The sequence below is a fragment of the Sideroxyarcus sp. TK5 genome, from assembly GCF_054601595.1.
This window is the reverse complement of record NZ_BAAHSJ010000002.1, coordinates 314631-329974: the sequence shown is the minus strand read 5'-3', so window position 1 is coordinate 329974 and position 15344 is coordinate 314631. Positions and strand designations below refer to the sequence as shown.

The window sequence follows — 15344 nt, the reverse complement described above, 5'->3', positions numbered from 1 at the left end:
TCAAACCTGTTTTATCCATTCCAGCACTTCGCGCTGACGCGCCTGTTCCGGCTCTTTCTCACCGCGCACCATGTCCCACAGATCGGTGTCCGGCAGATCCAGCAACTCATCGAAAGCTGCGCGCTGCTGCGCGTCCAGTTGCGCATACCGCTGTGCGACGAAACGCCCCAGCAGGATGTCCATCTCGAGCATGCCGCGCCGGCAACGCCAGCGCACCCGCTCCAAAAAAACCGGATCGACAGGCTGCATCAGCATCGCATCCTTATACCATCCTCTTTACCATCATATCCTTGATCTTGCCGATAGCTTCCGTCGGGTTCAATTCCTTGGGACAGACGTCCACACAATTCATGATGGTATGACAACGGAACAGGCGATACGGGTCTTCCAGATTGTCCAGCCGCGCCGCCGTATCCTGGTCGCGCGTATCGGCAAGGAAACGGTAGGCCTGCAACAGACCCGACGGCCCGACGAACTTGTCCGGGTTCCACCAGAACGAGGGGCAGGCGGTCGTGCAGCAGGCACACAGGATGCATTCGTACAAGCCATCCAGTTCCGCCCTGTCCTTGGGTGACTGCAGGCGCTCGGTCTCCGGCGGCGGATCGTTGTTCACCAGATACGGCTTGATCGAATGGTACTGCTTGAAGAACTGCGTCATGTCCACGATCAGGTCGCGGATCACCGGCAGGCCGGGCAAAGGACGTATCTCGATCGGCTGCCTGAGCGAGGACAGCGGCGTGATGCAAGCCAGCCCGTTGCGCCCGTTGATATTCATCGCGTCCGAACCGCACACGCCCTCACGGCAGGACTTGCGGAAGCCCAGGCTATCATCCTGCTGGCGCAACAGCATCAATGCATCGAGCAGCATGGCATCGTGGTTCGTCATCTCCAGCTCGTAGTCCTGCATGTAGGGCGCAGTGTCGGCTTCCGGGTTGTAGCGATAGATTCTAAAACGAAGTGCAGACATGACTATATCCCTCGAAGGAACGGCATGGCTGCACGAAGTTTCAGTGCAGGCTCATATCGGCGAAGCCGATGTGAAGCGTAGCGGCCGTAACTAGATCTCATCGCCGCCTCCTAGTACACCCGCGCCTTGAGCGGGAAGGTTTCCACCGTCAGCGGCTTCAGGCGGACCGGTTTGTAATCCAGACGTTTGCCTTCGCTGAAATACAGCGAGTGCTTGAGCCAGTTCTTGTCGTCGCGCTCGGGGAAGTCCTCGCGCGCATGCGCACCGCGGCTTTCCTTGCGCGCCTCGGCAGCGGTCATGGTGGCCTGAGCCACTTCGATCAGATTGTCCAGTTCCAGCGCCTCGACGCGCGCCGTATTGAAGACCTTGCTCTTGTCCTTGATCTCGGTGGTCTTCACGCGCTCGGCGACTTCGCGGATCTTCGTCACGCCTTCCGCGAGCAGATCCGGGAAACGGAACACGCCGCAATGCGTCTGCATCACTTTGCGCATCGCATCACCGACTTCCGCGACGCTCTCACCGTTCTTCTGCTCTTCCAGTCTGGCCAGTCGCGCCAGCGGACGGTCGGCTGCGTCGGCCGGCAGCGGCTTGTGGTTAGGATTGGCCTTCAGGTCTTCGATGACCTGGCGCGCGGCGGCGCGACCGAACACGATCAGGTCGAGCAGCGAGTTGCAGCCGAGTCGGTTGGCACCGTGCACCGACACGCAGGCGCACTCGCCCACCGCGTAGAAGCCTTGCACCACCACGTCCGGCCCGGTGCCGTGTGGTGCCACCACCTGACCATGGTAGTTGGTGGGGATGCCGCCCATCATGTAGTGCGCGGTCGGCACAACGGGGATGGGGGCCTTGGAGGGATCGACATGCGCGAACTTGAGTGCGATGTCACGGATGCCGGGCAGGCGGTGACGGATCACTTCATCGCCAAGATGATCGAGCTTGAGCAACACATGGTCGCCATGCGGGCCGCAACCGCGACCTTCCTTGATCTCGGTGGCCATCGCGCGCGACACCACGTCGCGGCTGGCCAGGTCTTTCGCGGTCGGCGCATAACGCGGCATGAAACGTTCGCCGTCCTTGTTCACCAGGTAGCCACCCTCGCCGCGCACGCCTTCGGTGATCAGCACGCCCGCACCGTGCACGCCGGTCGGGTGGAACTGGAAGAATTCCATGTCTTCGAGCGGGATGCCCGCGCGCGCCGCCATGCCGAGGCCGTCGCCGGTATTGATGTAGGCATTGGTGCTGGCGGAGAAGATACGACCTGCGCCGCCGGTGGCGAACAGGGTCGCGCGCGCCTGCAGGATCATCACTTCGGAAGTCTCGATCTCCATCGCCACCACACCCAGCACGTCACCGTCCTGGTCGCGGATCAGGTCCAGCGCCATCCACTCCACGAAGAAATTGGTGTTGGCCTTGACGTTCTGCTGGTACAGCGTGTGCAGCAAGGCGTGGCCGGTGCGGTCGGCGGCGGCGCAGGCGCGCGGCACCGGGTTCTTGCCGTAGTCCTGCATGTGGCCGCCGAAGGGGCGCTGGTAGATCTTGCCGGAATCGAGCCGGTCGAAGGGCATGCCGAAATGCTCCAGTTCGTACACCACTTCCGGTGCGGCGCGGCACATGTATTCGATGGCGTCCTGGTCGCCCAGATAGTCCGACCCCTTCACGGTGTCGTACATGTGCCAGTGCCAGTTGTCCTCGTTGACGTTTCCCAGCGAAGCGGCGATGCCACCCTGCGCTGCGACGGTGTGCGAACGCGTGGGAAACACCTTGGACAATACAGCAACCTTGAGCCCGGCCTGCGACAGGGTCAGCGCTGCACGCATGCCGGCGCCGCCCGCTCCCACCACCACCACATCGAATGTTCTCTTGTTGACCGCCATCACATGCCCCAAAGAATTTGCACCGACCAGATCACATACAGGATGAGCACGAGGATCACCAGTACATGGATGAGCAGCCGCACGCCGGCCGGCTTCACATAATCCATCACGATGTCACGCACGCCTATCCATGCATGATAGAAAAGACTGAGCAGGAACAGCAGCGAGAAGGATCGCATCATGTTGCCGGAGAACAACTCGGTCCAGACGTCGTAACCGAGCGCCGGTTGCCAAAGCGCCCAAGCGGCCAGCGCCAGCACATAGACAGCCATCACCACTGCAGTGACACGCTGCACCAGCCAGTCGCGCAGACCGTAATGCGCGCCGGTCACGATACGATTCACCATAGCTTCACTCCCAGGAGAACGGTCAATGCCAGACTCACCGCCAACACCCAGCGGCTACTGGCGCGCGCGCCGCTCAGTCCGTGCACCAGATGCAGGTCGATCGCCAGATAGCGCAGACCCGCGCAAAAATGATGCAGGAAAGCCCACATCAATCCGATCAGGGCAAGCTTGACCAATGCATGATCCAGATATTCTGCAAGGTTGGTGAAAGTCTCGATTGAGCGCAGACTCTGGTCGAGCATGGCGAGCAACAGGGGCAAAGCCAGGAACAGGATCGCACCGGAGAAGCGATGCAGGATGGAGACATAACCGGCCAACGGCAACTTGATCTTGTGCAGTGCTAGATGTTTGGGGCGTGTCTTGTTCATGTCCTTTTCCACTACCAAGATCGAGTGCCGCAATGTTACACCCGAAGCGACGGATTTAGATATCAATACGGCACCCGGTAACGAGTATTGAATTTTCCAATGCTCACATTAGGCCGCTCGCGATAGACACCAAAATGATATGCAATCGACCTTGCCATAACTTTACATTCGAAGAAAATGCAGACCATGACCGCCTTCAAAAGACTAAAAACAATCAGGGAATTCGAGAAGGCACGCATGCCGCACCTGCGCTCCCATGAGGATTTCGACATCGTGATCGAGGTCGGTTATCACGAGGATATGGGAGAGCCATTGACTCTGAAGTGCCTGCTGCTGATCGGCATCACCTCGACTTCTACCACCCAACGCAGAGTGCATGCACTGGTCGAAGCCGGCATCCTCACTCGCAACCGCAGCGCCAGCGATCGCCGCAGTATCCAGCTCGGCGTCTCTTCACAGACGCGCAAACTGGTGGATCGCTACGTGCAGATCCTGCACGCGCAAGCGCCCAAAAAGAAAGTCTGACATGCTCAGCCGCCTCGCCGAACTGGATAGCGAAGAGGAGATCACGCGTCTCATCCAGCAAGTGCTGGGCACTTTCGGGACCGTGGAGAGCATCCACTTCTTCGAGCCCACCGCGCAGAACCCGCAACGCATCGTCCTCGCGACGATGATCGCCACGGAGCCGGCCAGCCTGGCCTGCAGCACCCTCGGCCTGCGCGCGTTCGGCCACAAATCGCTCATCATCCCCGTCCCGAAGCCGAACCGCTGAACGCTTCCTTCCGCTGCGCACGGAACACTGGCAGAATGCCAAGCACGCCCATCCGCAGGAGGAAGCCATGAAAGCACCCGTCCGTGTCACCATCACCGGCGCCGCAGGCCAGATCGGTTACAACATGCTGTTCCGCATCGCGAACGGCGACATGCTGGGCCGGGAGCAGCCCGTCATCCTGCAATTGCTCGACATCACGCCCGCGCAGCAAGCCTTGCGCGGCGTCGCCATGGAGCTGGAGGACTGCGCCTTCCCCATGCTGCAACAGATCATCACCACCGATGATCCGCGTGTCGCCTTCCGCGATACCGAAGTGGTGCTGATGGTGGGCGCGCGCCCGCGCGCCAAAGGCATGGAGCGCAGCGACCTGCTGCAGGCCAACGGTGCCATCTTCTCCGAACAGGGGCGCATCCTGAACGAGGTCGCCGCCCGCCACGTCAAGGTGCTGGTGGTCGGCAACCCGGCCAACACCAACGCGTTGATCGCCATGAAGAACGCGCCCGACCTCGACCCTAAGAACTTCACCGCCATGATGCGCCTGGACCACAACCGCGCCATCACCCAGGTGGCACTCAAGCTGTTCCAACCGATACAGGACATCAAGAAGATGGTGGTGTGGGGCAACCACTCCGGCACGCAATATCCCGACCTGTCGCATGCGGAGATACGCGGACGCAAAGTGATCGATGTATTGAAACAGAACAACTGGGAAGGCTGGATCGAGGACGATTTCATCCCCACCGTGCAGAAGCGCGGCGCGGCGGTGATCGAGGCACGCGGCCTGTCCAGCGCGGCCAGCGCGGCCAATGCCGCCATCAGCCATATGCATGACTGGCTGCTGCGTTCGCACCACAACGACTGGGTCACCATGAGCGTTCCTTCCGACGGCAGCTACGGCATCCCCGAGGGGGTGATGTACGGCTTCCCGGTGACCTGCCGCAACGGTCACTACGAGATCGTGCAAGGCCTGCCCATCAGCGAGCTGGGACGCAAACACATGATGGATAGCCACAAGGAATTGACGGAAGAACGTTCGCATGTGAAGCACCTGCTGGGCTGAAGCACCGACACCGCGACGGAATAGCCCTAAACTTTACGGGGTTCCGGCCGATAGGGTCTCTACATCGCAAGTCTTCAGGGGGGAAGGCACAGCATGCAAAACAGGACCGCTTACGTCTCGCAGAAGGAAGTGCCGTTCCCGGCCGGGACGGTGCTCATTTCCAAGACCGACACCAAAGGCATCATCACCTATGTGAACGATGCCTTCGTGCGCATCTCCGGCTATGCACGGGATGAGCTGATCGGCAAGAGCCACAACATCGTGCGCCACCCCGACATGCCGCCACAGGCTTTCAAGTGGCTGTGGGACACCCTGAAAGACGAACACCCGTGGCGCGGACTGGTGAAGAACCGCTGCAAGAACGGCGACCACTACTGGGTGCATGCCACTGTGGCACCCATCATCGAGAACGGCAACATCACGGGATATGTCTCGGTGCGCCGCCCCCCTTCCCGCGACGACGTGGCGGCCACCGAATCGCTGTACGCCGGGCTGCGCAACAGCGGACAGCAGATCGTCTCCCGCTATGAACGCTACAAATTCAAGAACTGGTCGCTGATCAGCAAGCTGCAATTCCTGATCCAGATGTCGCTGGTGGTCGTGCTTTCCGGCGCGCAGATATTCGTCTCGGCCAACCTGCGCGAAGAATCCAGGATCCTGGCGGAAGAGAAAGGTGCACAGGTAGCCAACGAGATCATCGACGGCGCCAACCTGCTGATGGTCACCGGACAGATCAGCGAGACCGAGAACCGCAAACTGCTGCTGCACAAGATCAGCACCGGTGTGAACATCAAGTCGGTGCAACTGGTCCGCGCCCAACCCGTCGTCGATCTGTACGGGCCGGGGTTACCGGAAGAGCAGCTCAAGGACGAGGTGCAGCGCGAAGTGATCGCCAGCAAGCAGGCGCGCATCACTTTCGGCAAAGATGCGCAGGGCAATCCCATGCTGCGCGTCATCACCCCCTATGCCGCCAGCAAGGACTTCCACGGCACCGACTGCACCGGCTGTCACCAGACCGAGGAAGGCACCATACTCGGCGCGTCGGACGTGACGATAGACCTCGCCCCCGACTATGCCCGCATCAACCATATGGAAGTGCAGACCGTGCTCGGCCAGGTCGCCCTGCACGTGTTCCTGTATTTCTTCATCGGCTTCTCGGTCAAACGCTACGTGCGCACGCCGGCGGCGGCCGTGCGCAGCGAGTTCCGCAACATCATGGAAGGCAATCTGGACGGCCAGCTGGACATCTCCACGCGGGACGAGATGGGCCAGTTACTGTGCGAGATCCAGACCATGCAGACCTATCTGCGCACCACGGTGGACGAGATCGTCACGCCGGTGAAGAAGATACAGGGGCGCATCACCGAGATGGACCAGCGGGTGAGCACGGTGGCCGACAATGCCGTGAACGAACGCGACAACATCCAGCAGATCACACGCTCCATGGAGCAGTTCAGCCTGTCGGTAGAGGAGGTCTCGCACATGGCGAACGATTCGCTGCAGGACGCCAAAGCCATGCAGCGCGTGGTGGAGGAGAACAACCGCAACATGGAGCTGAGCATCGAAGCGACCGGCGAAGTGGCCAATACCGTGCAGTCATCCAGCAAGACCATCTCCGATCTGGGTCAGGCCATCCAGCGCATCGGCGCGATCGCAGACACCATCAAGGAGATCGCCGACCAGACCAACCTGCTGGCGCTGAACGCAGCCATCGAAGCGGCGCGTGCGGGCGAGCAGGGGCGCGGCTTCGCGGTAGTCGCCGACGAGGTTCGCAAGCTGGCCGAACGCACCGCCAACAGCACCACCGACATCACGCGCAACATCGGCGAGATCACCGCCATCTCCGACACGGCCGTGGCTTCCATGGAACACTCCGTCAGCAAGGTGAGCCAGAGCATAGACCTGATACGCAAGAACGGCGACGGTCTGAAGGAGATCATGAGCGCCTCGGTCAACGTCGCTTCGCGCGTCGACCACATCGCCAAAGCGTCGAGCGACCAGACCGCGGCCGGCAAACAGGTGGCCGAAAGTCTGGAGCGCATCACCGCGCTGGTGGAACATAACGCCAGCTCATCGGCAGAAGCAAAATCCTCCGCCGAGGAACTGGCCCGATCGGCGGTAGAACTGCGCAAGGCCGGCTATCCGCTGACCAAGTGCGGCATGACCGACGACCCCGCCACCTAGCCCGAGAATTCCTGCTTGCCCGGCGGGGCCCGGCGTCCTATGCTGGGCGCATGCAATTCCCCGAAGGGAGTCGTCATGCCGAACACACGTCCGCCTGCTGTCGCCGGATCCTTCTATCCGGCCGATGCCAACACCCTGGCCGCAGATGTGCGCGCCTTGCTGGCCTCCCCTGCCGCGAGCGACCTGACACCCAAGGCACTGATCGTCCCCCATGCCGGATACATGTATTCCGGTCCGGTCGCCGCCAGCGCCTATGCCAGCCTGCGAACGATCGCCTCCCGCATCCGCCGGGTGATCCTGCTGGGCCCTACCCACCGCGTCCCGGTACACGGCATGGCCCTGCCCGATGCGGACACCTTCTCCACACCGCTGGGCCCCGTCGCGCTGGACACGGACGCCATGCGCGCCATCGCCGACCTGCCCCAGATCACGGTCAGCGCCCAGGCACATGCCTTCGAGCACGCACTGGAGGTCCAGTTGCCGTTCCTGCAAATCGCGCTGAACGACTTCACCCTGCTGCCGCTGGCGGTGGGCGATGCCCGTACGGAAGACGTCGCCGAAGTCCTGCTGCGACTCTGGGGCGGAACAGAGACGCTGATCGTGATCAGTTCGGATCTCTCCCACTATCTGCCTTATGAGGTTTCCAGACTGGTCGACCAGAAGACCGCCCAAGACATCCTTGCGCTGCGCCCCGGCATCACGCACGACGAGGCATGCGGCGCGACACCGGTCAACGGCCTGCTGCTCGCCGCTCGCCGGCATCACCTCACGCCGCATCTGCTCGACCTGCGCAACTCGGGCGACACCGCCGGGCCGCGCGATGGCGTGGTCGGTTATGCGGCCTTTGCCTTTTGCGAGGAGAACGGCCATGAATGATGAACAACATGGACTGACATTGCTGCGACTGGCGCGCGCCGCCATCGCCCGCGAGCTGGGCTTCGATTCGCACGACCTGCCACGCAGTGACTGGCTGGCGCAGGACGGCGCGACCTTCGTGACATTGAACTTGCACGGCCGGCTGCGCGGCTGCATCGGCAGCCTGGAGGCTCATCGCGCGCTGTATGACGATGTGCGCCACAACGCCGTAGCTGCCGCATTCCGCGACCCGCGCTTCCCGCCACTGGGCAAAGAGGAGTTCGCAGAAGTGCAGATAGAAGTCTCCCTGCTCAGCACGCCCGAGCCCGTCAGCTTCAAGAGCGAGGCGGATGCCTTGGCCCGACTCCATCCCGGCCGGGACGGCGTGATCCTCGAATATGGCCGCAGCCGCGCCACCTATCTGCCTCAGGTCTGGGCGCAGTTGCCCGAGCCTGCGGATTTCCTCGGCCACCTGAAAGAGAAAGCGGGACTGCCTGCCGACTTCTGGTCCGACGATATCCGCCTCTCGCGCTACAACGTGCAGAAATTCAGCGAAGGAGCATGAGATGGACGAACCGATCGGCATCGAGGAACGCTACCCCGCACGCTACTGGCACCGGCTGGAAGACGGCCGTATCCAGTGCGACCTGTGCCCGCGCGACTGCAAGCTGCAGGAGGGGCAGCGCGGCGCGTGCTTCGTGCGCGGCCGCATCAACGACGCGATGGTGCTCACCACCTATGGTCGCAGTTCCGGCTTCTGCGTCGACCCCATCGAGAAGAAACCGCTCAACCACTTCTATCCCGGCAGCAGCATCCTGTCGTTCGGAACAGCCGGCTGCAACCTCGCCTGCAAGTTCTGCCAGAACTGGGACATCTCCAAGGCGCGCAGTTTCGACCGCTTGGCCGATCAAGCCACCCCGCAGGCCATCGCCGCCAGTGCCGTAGACCTCGATTGCAAGAGCGTGGCCTTCACCTACAACGACCCTGTGATCTTCGCCGAGTATGCGATGGATGTGGCGGACGCCTGTCATGCGGTCGGCGTGAAGACGGTGGCGGTGACGGCGGGTTACATCCATGCACAACCCCGGGCCGAGTTCTACGCCGGCATGGACGCGGCCAACGTCGACCTGAAAGCCTTCACCGACGAGTTCTATTTCAAACAGACCGGTGCCCACCTGCAGCCGGTGCTGGAGACCTTGCAGTATCTGTGCAGGGAGACCGATGTATGGGTGGAACTGACCACCCTGCTGATCCCGGGATACAACGACAGTGCGCATGAGATCGGCCAGATGTGTGAATGGATCGCACTGGAGCTAGGTCAGGACGTGCCGCTGCATTTCACGGCCTTCCACCCCGATTACAAGATGACCGCCATCCCCGCCACACCGGTCGCGAAACTATCGGAAGCCAGGCACATCGGCCATGCGGCCGGTCTGCATCATGTGTATACCGGCAACGTGCATGACCTGGATGGCGGCACCACATATTGCGCGAACTGCGGACAGACGCTGATCGTGCGCGACTGGCACCGGATACTGGAATATGCGGTCAGCGAACAGGGGACATGCACGCATTGCGGCAGCCCCTTGGCGGGCAGGTTCGGCAAGTTCGAGGGGCAGTTCGGCCGGCAGCGCATCCCCGTTGTGATCCGGGCCCGCTGAGCGGGCAGCGCCGTCAACACTACCCTGCGAGCACCATGCCGCGCCCTTCGTCGCGGAAACGCCGCGCGATGCGGGAGAAATCGGCCCGGATATCGAGGAAGGCATCGACGATGTCGCGATCGAACTGCGTGTCGCGCCCGGAAGCGATGATGTCGACCACCTCCTCGTGCGCGATGGCCTGCTTGTACACACGGTCGCAGGACAAGGCATCATAGACATCGGCCAGCGCCATCAACCGTGCGGAAATCGGGATGTCGTCTCCGCCCAGTCCGTACGGATAACCGCTGCCGTCCCATTTCTCGTGATGCCCGACCGCGATCTGGCGTGCCACGCGCAGGAAATGGCTCTGGATGTTCACCTGACTCTCGGCCGCCGCGATCGCATTCCCGCCCAGTATGGTGTGTTTCTTCATGATCTCGAACTCTTCATCGGTCAGTTTCCCCGGCTTGTGCAGGATATGGTCCGGGATACCGACCTTGCCCACATCATGCAGCGGTGCCAGTTTGAACAGCAGTTCCACATTCTCGTCGCTGAGGAAATCCCGGAAGCGTGGATGCCGCTGCAGGCGCTGCGCCAGCAACCGTATGTATTGCTGTGTGCGCCGGATGTGGTTGCCGGTCTCGTTGTCACGCGTCTCCGCCAGCGAGGACAGCGCCAGTATCGTGGCATCCTTGATCAGCCCGACCTCCTCGGTCTGCATGCGCAACTGCGATGTGCGATCCTGCACCATCAGCTCCAGCTTGCTCTCATGCGCGCGCAGCTCGGCATTGGCCTTCTCCAGCTGGTCGCGCGCCGACTCGGTCGCGTTCTTCTGCGCCTCCAGCTGCTTCAGCAACGTCAGGTTCTCGAAACGCTGCTCCAGAGAGGTCTGAAAGGTCGTGCTCAACACCCTGCCCGCCACCAGCATGACGATGCAGAACAGCAGCAGCATCATGGCCAGTATCCAGTGCAGGGTGTCGCCCTCCGCCATCACCCGGCCGATGAGCGGCAGCATGATGCCGAACAGATAGGCGAACGAGGCAGGCGGATGGACCGGGTTCATGGCGACCCCGCCCGCGACCAGACCGAGCATGATGCAGATCAGTATGCCCTGGTAGAACATGTCGTCCGGGAAGAACATCAGACAGGCTGCGCCCCACAGCAAACCGGAAGCCAGCGCGGAGAAAGTGAAATGCAGGTGCCAATCACGGCACTCCGCCAGCGTGTCGAGCCGGTGGCGATGCAAACTCCACTTGGCGATCTCCGCCACATGCAACGCGAACGACACGGCCAGCCAGAACAGCAGCGCCGAGTGGGAGGCCAGGTCCCAGAACAACCAGACGAATAGCGGCTGCACCGCCATCTGGCTGAACACCATGGCCGGGAACATCTCCATCCTGGTACGCAACTGCTCCCGGCGTATCCTGAGCGATTCCGCATCCAGCGCGAACCCCCAGTTGAATCGCCAGCTATCAGGATGGGCGGGATGCTTGGATGTCATGTCCATGACAGACTCCTTCAGGGTCGCATCGGCAGCGTGCGGGAGTGCCTAGGCCATCTCGAACGACAGGTGGAGTTTTGCCAGATTGGACTGGTAGCGGTCCGAAGCATCCTTGAAGAAACGGCTGCCGCGCACGATGGTCATCGCCGCTTCACGCTTGCCCAGTTCGACCAGCAGCAATGCCTGTGTCGCCGCCTCGTGGAACTCATAGCAGCTCTCATGCAGGTCGTTCAGCAGGGCCACATCCTTGCATTGCTTGCCACCCTCGCCGTGTATCCACTCGCCGACCGGGCAACCTGCACAACAATCTTCGGGAAACTCTGGCTTCTCAGTCGAATAGCCATGGACATAGGCTTCCACCTTGGATCTTTGGTTGAGGTGCATCTGAATAGCGCGGATGCCGTCGAAACGTACCAAGGGGGGGGCATTGCGTTGAACCGTGTTGCCGACCTGTTTCCACATGATGCACCTCCTGCAAAAGACCAGATGGGATGGTCATTCTGCGCGTAGGAAACGGCCGGTTCAATATGCCGAACGGCCTATATATCGGCCTATACAACAGCCTATACCAAACGTCTAACGCATTGATTCAATGAGGTTCAAGAAATCACCCGCACCAGAGCGAATCCCCCGCCGGGTGTGCGGAAGTTCGTGGTCTGCCCCTGGTACAGTCGGGCGGCGATCATCTGGACGCGTCCGGCATATACATAGCACCGCACGTCATATTTCAGTGACACGGATTCGCCGCCCGAACACACCTTGCGCTCGCCGGGCATCGCCAGTTGCTGCGCGATGTAGTCGGCCTGCATTACCTCATCGAACACACGCTTGGTCATCTTGTCGCCGCGATAGGCGCCCTTGCTGCCATAACCGCTCACCGGCTTGAAGAACCACTCCTTGCGCTCAGGCCACCAGCGTTCCGCATCTGCCGCCCGCACGATCCTGGTGAGCGGGATGCCCTGCTGCAAGGTCTCGATCGCCTCTTCCGCCACACCGGCGGCCCGCAGTGCGGCGGCATCGGTGAGCCAGGCCAGCTTGCGCTTGTCCGCATATTTCGCGTGATGCGCGGGCCCCGGGGTCAACACCACCTGCCTGCGTTCCCACACTCGCCGCAGATGCACATGCTGCGCCAAATCGAAATCCGTGAGCCGGTTGTAGACCAGATCGATGCGGCGGCCTTCCAGATACAGACCATCGTCGCGCGCCTCCAGCTGCGCCGGATCGGCGATGAAAGCAGCGATGCCTGCGCGTTGGAACATCTTCTGCGCAAACAGGAATTCCGGATAGAGATACTGCGACGCCGGTTGCTCATCCACGATGGCGACCGACTGCAACGGCGCATCGCCTTGCGCCAGACGCCATTCATTGCGGAACATGTCGATGAACGCCTGCTCCGGATCGGCCTCTCCCACCGCCTCGCCATACAGGGTGGCATCACGCTGGCTGCCGATCAGCAGCGCATTGAGGAATGCACCGCCCGCGTTGGTGTTGATCTCGATCAGGTGCGCGCCCTGCGCGTTGAGGTGGAAGTCGTAACCATAGAACACGCCGAGCGGCGCAGCATCTTCCGACCTACCCAGCGCCAGTTCTGCCGCCGCGATGACTTGCTCCATCTGGCGCAACTGCAGATCGCTGATGAACACCGGGACTGCAGCGAACAGATGCGGGCAGCGCTCCTGGACCAGCCCGAACCAGCCCTCACCCTGCGCCTGCAGTGCCTGCTGCAAGGCGGCTCCATCCATGCCGTTCCAATCCAGACATTCGCCGTTCAGGTGCGCGACGAAGTCGTGGTCGACGTCGAAATGTTCGGTTGCCGTATCCGGCGACAGCGCATCAGCCACCGAGCATCGCCTTCTTCAAATCGTCCTGCGCCGGCTTGTTGCCCAGCCATATCTTCAACAGCGCGCGCTTGAACGTAGCGCCCGCAACGGTGCCGTACACCTTGCCGTTCAAACTGATCTGCGTACCGCCGGCCGGCTGGTAATCGAGCGTGATCACATCACCCTGCTTGGCCTCGCCGATCTCATTGAAGATGTTGGCCATCTGTTCGAGCTGCCCCTTCATGGCCTTCAATTCCGCGCCATCATGGTTCGCCTGGATGGCTTCGTTGAACGCCCCGTACAAACGTTTGCTGCTTAGGTCACGCAACATGTGGAGCGCGACGCGCTGCACCTGCTCGTCGGCGATCACCACATCGGCAGCCTTCTGCTTCTGCGGCAGGTACAAGGCCCCGACATAGACCTTGAAGAACCACTTGGTACGCACGCCCGCGCCGTTCAGCACCAGCGCCTGCGTGCCGACCTGCACGCTGTCGCTCAGTTTCACCCCTTCCACCTCCAGCGCCGCCGCCGCACTCGCCCACAGCAACAAACCCGCCATCACCACTCGTTGCATGACCACTCCCTCATTCAAGACTTGCTTGTCCGCAGTTTAGCATTGCGCCAGAACAGTATCCCCATGGCCGCCATGCAGATCACCGCGCCACCGATGAAGGTGCTGGCCGCGCCCAGCGTCTGCCACAACACGCCGGCCAGCACACTCGCCAGCAGCATCGCCAGCCCGCTCATCAAATTGAAGAATCCATACGCTGTGCCGCGCAGATCGGCCGGTGCGGTATCCGCCACCATGCGCGCCAGCAGGCCCTGCGTGATGCCCATGTGCACGCCCCACAGCGCCACGCCCAGCAGCACGAACCACCAGTGATTGTCCCAGGCCAGCGCCGCATCCGCCGCGATCAGCACCAGCAACCCCAATGCCAGTAGCTTGGTATGGCTGACACTGTCCGAGAGTTTGCCGAAAGGATAGGCCGTCGCTGCGTACACCAGACTCATCGCCACCATCACCAGCGGCACGAACGCCACCGGCACGCCGCTCTGCTCCGCACGCAACACCAGGAAGGCCTCGGAGAAGCGCGCCAACGTGAACACCGCACCGAAACCCACCACCCACCAGTAGGCGCTGCTCAGCCGTCTCAGGTTCTCGCGCCTGATCGGGTTCACCGGCTTGTGCGTCTCCGTGCGCTCCGGCTCGCGCACCCCGAACAGCAGCAGCGCCACCGCCAGCAGACCGGGGATCACCGCCACCCAGAACACCGCGCGGAAATCGTTGGCCCACAGCAGCATCAAGCCCACCGCAAACAGCGGGCCGAGAAAGGCCCCGACGGTATCCAGCGACTGGCGCAGGCCGAACGCCGCACCGCGCACCTCCTTCGGCGTGATGTCGGCGACCAGCGCATCGCGCGGCGCACCGCGTATGCCCTTGCCGATGCGGTCGGTGAGGCGCGCGGTGAGCACCATGCCCGCGCCCTGCGCCAGGGCGAACAGCGGCTTGGTCAGCGCGCCCATGGCATAGCCCAGCAGCGCCAGTCCTTTGCGCTTGCCGAGATAGTCGCTCAGCGCGCCGGAGAACACCTTCACCATCAGCGCCGTCGCCTCGGCCAGCCCCTCGATGATGCCCACCGCCAGCACGCTGATGCCCAGCGTGCCGACCATGAACAAGGGCAGCAGGCTATGGATCATCTCGGACGAGATGTCCATCAGCAGGCTGACGAAACCCAGCACCCAGACGCCACGGGGGATGCGTGACTTTGAGAGATTGTCATTCATGGAGATTCACGCAGATCACACCATCCACTCCGTCATTCCCGCACAGGCGGGAATCCAGCAAGAAACCATCCCTGCCCCTACCGTCACACCGGCGCAGGCCGGTGTCCAGCTTATCAAAAGAACTGGATTCCGGCCTGCGCCGGAATGACGAATCGATACTTGACCAGAGGT

Annotated in this window: 17 protein-coding genes; 7 read left to right on the top strand and 10 right to left on the bottom strand. The window is 62.0% G+C overall.

Annotated elements, in window-relative coordinates; translation table 11 throughout:
* The 5 genes from ACYPYQ_RS04695 to sdhC all read right to left on the bottom strand — a co-directional run bounded on the left by ACYPYQ_RS04695 (nucleotide 1) and on the right by sdhC (nucleotide 3556).
* Nucleotides 1-255: an FAD assembly factor SdhE gene (locus ACYPYQ_RS04695; RefSeq protein WP_459720482.1), complete on the bottom strand. Its 255-nt coding sequence runs from the start codon at nucleotides 253-255 to the stop codon at nucleotides 1-3.
* Nucleotides 256-262: 7 nt separating this feature from the next.
* Nucleotides 263-967 carry a succinate dehydrogenase iron-sulfur subunit gene (locus ACYPYQ_RS04690; RefSeq protein ID WP_459720477.1) on the bottom strand — a complete coding sequence of 235 codons (705 nt, stop codon included), beginning with the start codon at nucleotides 965-967 and terminating at the stop codon, nucleotides 263-265.
* Nucleotides 968-1077: 110 nt separating this feature from the next.
* On the bottom strand, nucleotides 1078-2841 hold the full coding sequence (gene sdhA / locus ACYPYQ_RS04685; protein WP_459720474.1) for a succinate dehydrogenase flavoprotein subunit: 1764 nt from the start codon (nucleotides 2839-2841) through the stop codon (nucleotides 1078-1080).
* The gene (sdhD, locus tag ACYPYQ_RS04680) at nucleotides 2841-3188 is read right to left on the bottom strand and encodes a succinate dehydrogenase, hydrophobic membrane anchor protein (RefSeq protein ID WP_459720470.1); all 348 of its coding nucleotides are present in this window, start codon (nucleotides 3186-3188) and stop codon (nucleotides 2841-2843) included. Before sdhD ends, sdhA begins: the two co-directional genes overlap by 1 nt.
* Nucleotides 3182-3556 (bottom strand): succinate dehydrogenase, cytochrome b556 subunit, encoded by a 375-nt coding sequence (gene sdhC, locus ACYPYQ_RS04675; protein WP_459720467.1) that lies wholly within the window; start codon nucleotides 3554-3556, stop codon nucleotides 3182-3184. The genes sdhD and sdhC overlap by 7 nt, the downstream gene beginning before the upstream one ends.
* A 186-nt stretch (nucleotides 3557-3742) precedes the next feature.
* Between sdhC and ACYPYQ_RS04670 the strand changes: the two genes are divergently transcribed.
* From ACYPYQ_RS04670 to amrS, 7 genes are all read left to right on the top strand, one after another.
* On the top strand, nucleotides 3743-4081 hold the full coding sequence (locus tag ACYPYQ_RS04670) for a hypothetical protein (protein ID WP_459720464.1): 339 nt from the start codon (nucleotides 3743-3745) through the stop codon (nucleotides 4079-4081).
* Between the two features lies 1 nt (nucleotide 4082).
* Nucleotides 4083-4328, top strand: coding sequence for a hypothetical protein (locus ACYPYQ_RS04665; protein ID WP_459720461.1), 246 nt, complete (start codon nucleotides 4083-4085; stop codon nucleotides 4326-4328).
* A 67-nt stretch (nucleotides 4329-4395) separates the two neighbouring features.
* Nucleotides 4396-5388 carry a malate dehydrogenase gene (locus ACYPYQ_RS04660; protein ID WP_459720458.1) on the top strand — a complete coding sequence of 331 codons (993 nt, stop codon included), beginning with the start codon at nucleotides 4396-4398 and terminating at the stop codon, nucleotides 5386-5388.
* 93 nt (nucleotides 5389-5481) lie between these two features.
* Nucleotides 5482-7572, top strand: coding sequence for a methyl-accepting chemotaxis protein (locus ACYPYQ_RS04655; RefSeq protein WP_459720453.1), 2091 nt, complete (start codon nucleotides 5482-5484; stop codon nucleotides 7570-7572).
* A 75-nt stretch (nucleotides 7573-7647) separates the two neighbouring features.
* Nucleotides 7648-8448: an AmmeMemoRadiSam system protein B gene (gene amrB, locus ACYPYQ_RS04650; RefSeq protein WP_459720450.1), complete on the top strand. Its 801-nt coding sequence runs from the start codon at nucleotides 7648-7650 to the stop codon at nucleotides 8446-8448.
* Entirely contained in the window at nucleotides 8441-8992 is a 552-nt protein-coding gene (gene amrA / locus ACYPYQ_RS04645) for an AmmeMemoRadiSam system protein A (RefSeq protein ID WP_459720447.1), read from the top strand. Before amrB ends, amrA begins: the two co-directional genes overlap by 8 nt.
* Before the next feature lies 1 nt (nucleotide 8993).
* Complete coding sequence (gene amrS, locus ACYPYQ_RS04640; RefSeq protein ID WP_459720442.1) at nucleotides 8994-10088, top strand: AmmeMemoRadiSam system radical SAM enzyme; 1095 nt, start codon at nucleotides 8994-8996, stop codon at nucleotides 10086-10088.
* 19 nt (nucleotides 10089-10107) lie between these two features.
* Here amrS and ACYPYQ_RS04635 read toward each other — a convergent pair whose 3' ends face one another.
* The 5 genes from ACYPYQ_RS04635 to ACYPYQ_RS04615 form a co-directional block, all read right to left on the bottom strand.
* The gene (locus ACYPYQ_RS04635) at nucleotides 10108-11574 is read right to left on the bottom strand and encodes an HD-GYP domain-containing protein (protein ID WP_459720437.1); all 1467 of its coding nucleotides are present in this window, start codon (nucleotides 11572-11574) and stop codon (nucleotides 10108-10110) included.
* Nucleotides 11575-11616: 42 nt separating this feature from the next.
* Nucleotides 11617-12030: a hypothetical protein gene (locus ACYPYQ_RS04630; protein ID WP_459720433.1), complete on the bottom strand. Its 414-nt coding sequence runs from the start codon at nucleotides 12028-12030 to the stop codon at nucleotides 11617-11619.
* Nucleotides 12031-12167: 137 nt separating this feature from the next.
* Nucleotides 12168-13409 carry a hypothetical protein gene (locus ACYPYQ_RS04625; protein WP_459720430.1) on the bottom strand — a complete coding sequence of 414 codons (1242 nt, stop codon included), beginning with the start codon at nucleotides 13407-13409 and terminating at the stop codon, nucleotides 12168-12170.
* Nucleotides 13402-13962 (bottom strand): chalcone isomerase family protein, encoded by a 561-nt coding sequence (locus ACYPYQ_RS04620; RefSeq protein ID WP_459720427.1) that lies wholly within the window; start codon nucleotides 13960-13962, stop codon nucleotides 13402-13404. The genes ACYPYQ_RS04625 and ACYPYQ_RS04620 overlap by 8 nt, the downstream gene beginning before the upstream one ends.
* A gap of 14 nt (nucleotides 13963-13976) precedes the next feature.
* The gene (locus ACYPYQ_RS04615) at nucleotides 13977-15173 is read right to left on the bottom strand and encodes an MFS transporter (protein WP_459720423.1); all 1197 of its coding nucleotides are present in this window, start codon (nucleotides 15171-15173) and stop codon (nucleotides 13977-13979) included.
* Nucleotides 15174-15344: the final 171 nt, after the last annotated feature.

Bases quoted from the DNA above. Each gene is read 5' to 3' on its own strand.
- ACYPYQ_RS04695 (WP_459720482.1), bottom strand. From the start codon at position 255: ATGCTGATGCAGCCTGTCGATCCGGTTTTTTTGGAGCGGGTGCGCTGG.
- ACYPYQ_RS04690 (WP_459720477.1), bottom strand. From the start codon at position 967: ATGTCTGCACTTCGTTTTAGAATCTATCGCTACAACCCGGAAGCCGAC.
- sdhA (WP_459720474.1), bottom strand. From the start codon at position 2,841: ATGGCGGTCAACAAGAGAACATTCGATGTGGTGGTGGTGGGAGCGGGC.
- sdhD (WP_459720470.1), bottom strand. From the start codon at position 3,188: ATGGTGAATCGTATCGTGACCGGCGCGCATTACGGTCTGCGCGACTGG.
- sdhC (WP_459720467.1), bottom strand. From the start codon at position 3,556: ATGAACAAGACACGCCCCAAACATCTAGCACTGCACAAGATCAAGTTG.
- ACYPYQ_RS04670 (WP_459720464.1), top strand. From the start codon at position 3,743: ATGACCGCCTTCAAAAGACTAAAAACAATCAGGGAATTCGAGAAGGCA.
- ACYPYQ_RS04665 (WP_459720461.1), top strand. From the start codon at position 4,083: ATGCTCAGCCGCCTCGCCGAACTGGATAGCGAAGAGGAGATCACGCGT.
- ACYPYQ_RS04660 (WP_459720458.1), top strand. From the start codon at position 4,396: ATGAAAGCACCCGTCCGTGTCACCATCACCGGCGCCGCAGGCCAGATC.
- ACYPYQ_RS04655 (WP_459720453.1), top strand. From the start codon at position 5,482: ATGCAAAACAGGACCGCTTACGTCTCGCAGAAGGAAGTGCCGTTCCCG.
- amrB (WP_459720450.1), top strand. From the start codon at position 7,648: ATGCCGAACACACGTCCGCCTGCTGTCGCCGGATCCTTCTATCCGGCC.
- amrA (WP_459720447.1), top strand. From the start codon at position 8,441: ATGAATGATGAACAACATGGACTGACATTGCTGCGACTGGCGCGCGCC.
- amrS (WP_459720442.1), top strand. From the start codon at position 8,994: ATGGACGAACCGATCGGCATCGAGGAACGCTACCCCGCACGCTACTGG.
- ACYPYQ_RS04635 (WP_459720437.1), bottom strand. From the start codon at position 11,574: ATGGACATGACATCCAAGCATCCCGCCCATCCTGATAGCTGGCGATTC.
- ACYPYQ_RS04630 (WP_459720433.1), bottom strand. From the start codon at position 12,030: ATGTGGAAACAGGTCGGCAACACGGTTCAACGCAATGCCCCCCCCTTG.
- ACYPYQ_RS04620 (WP_459720427.1), bottom strand. From the start codon at position 13,962: ATGCAACGAGTGGTGATGGCGGGTTTGTTGCTGTGGGCGAGTGCGGCG.
- ACYPYQ_RS04615 (WP_459720423.1), bottom strand. From the start codon at position 15,173: ATGAATGACAATCTCTCAAAGTCACGCATCCCCCGTGGCGTCTGGGTG.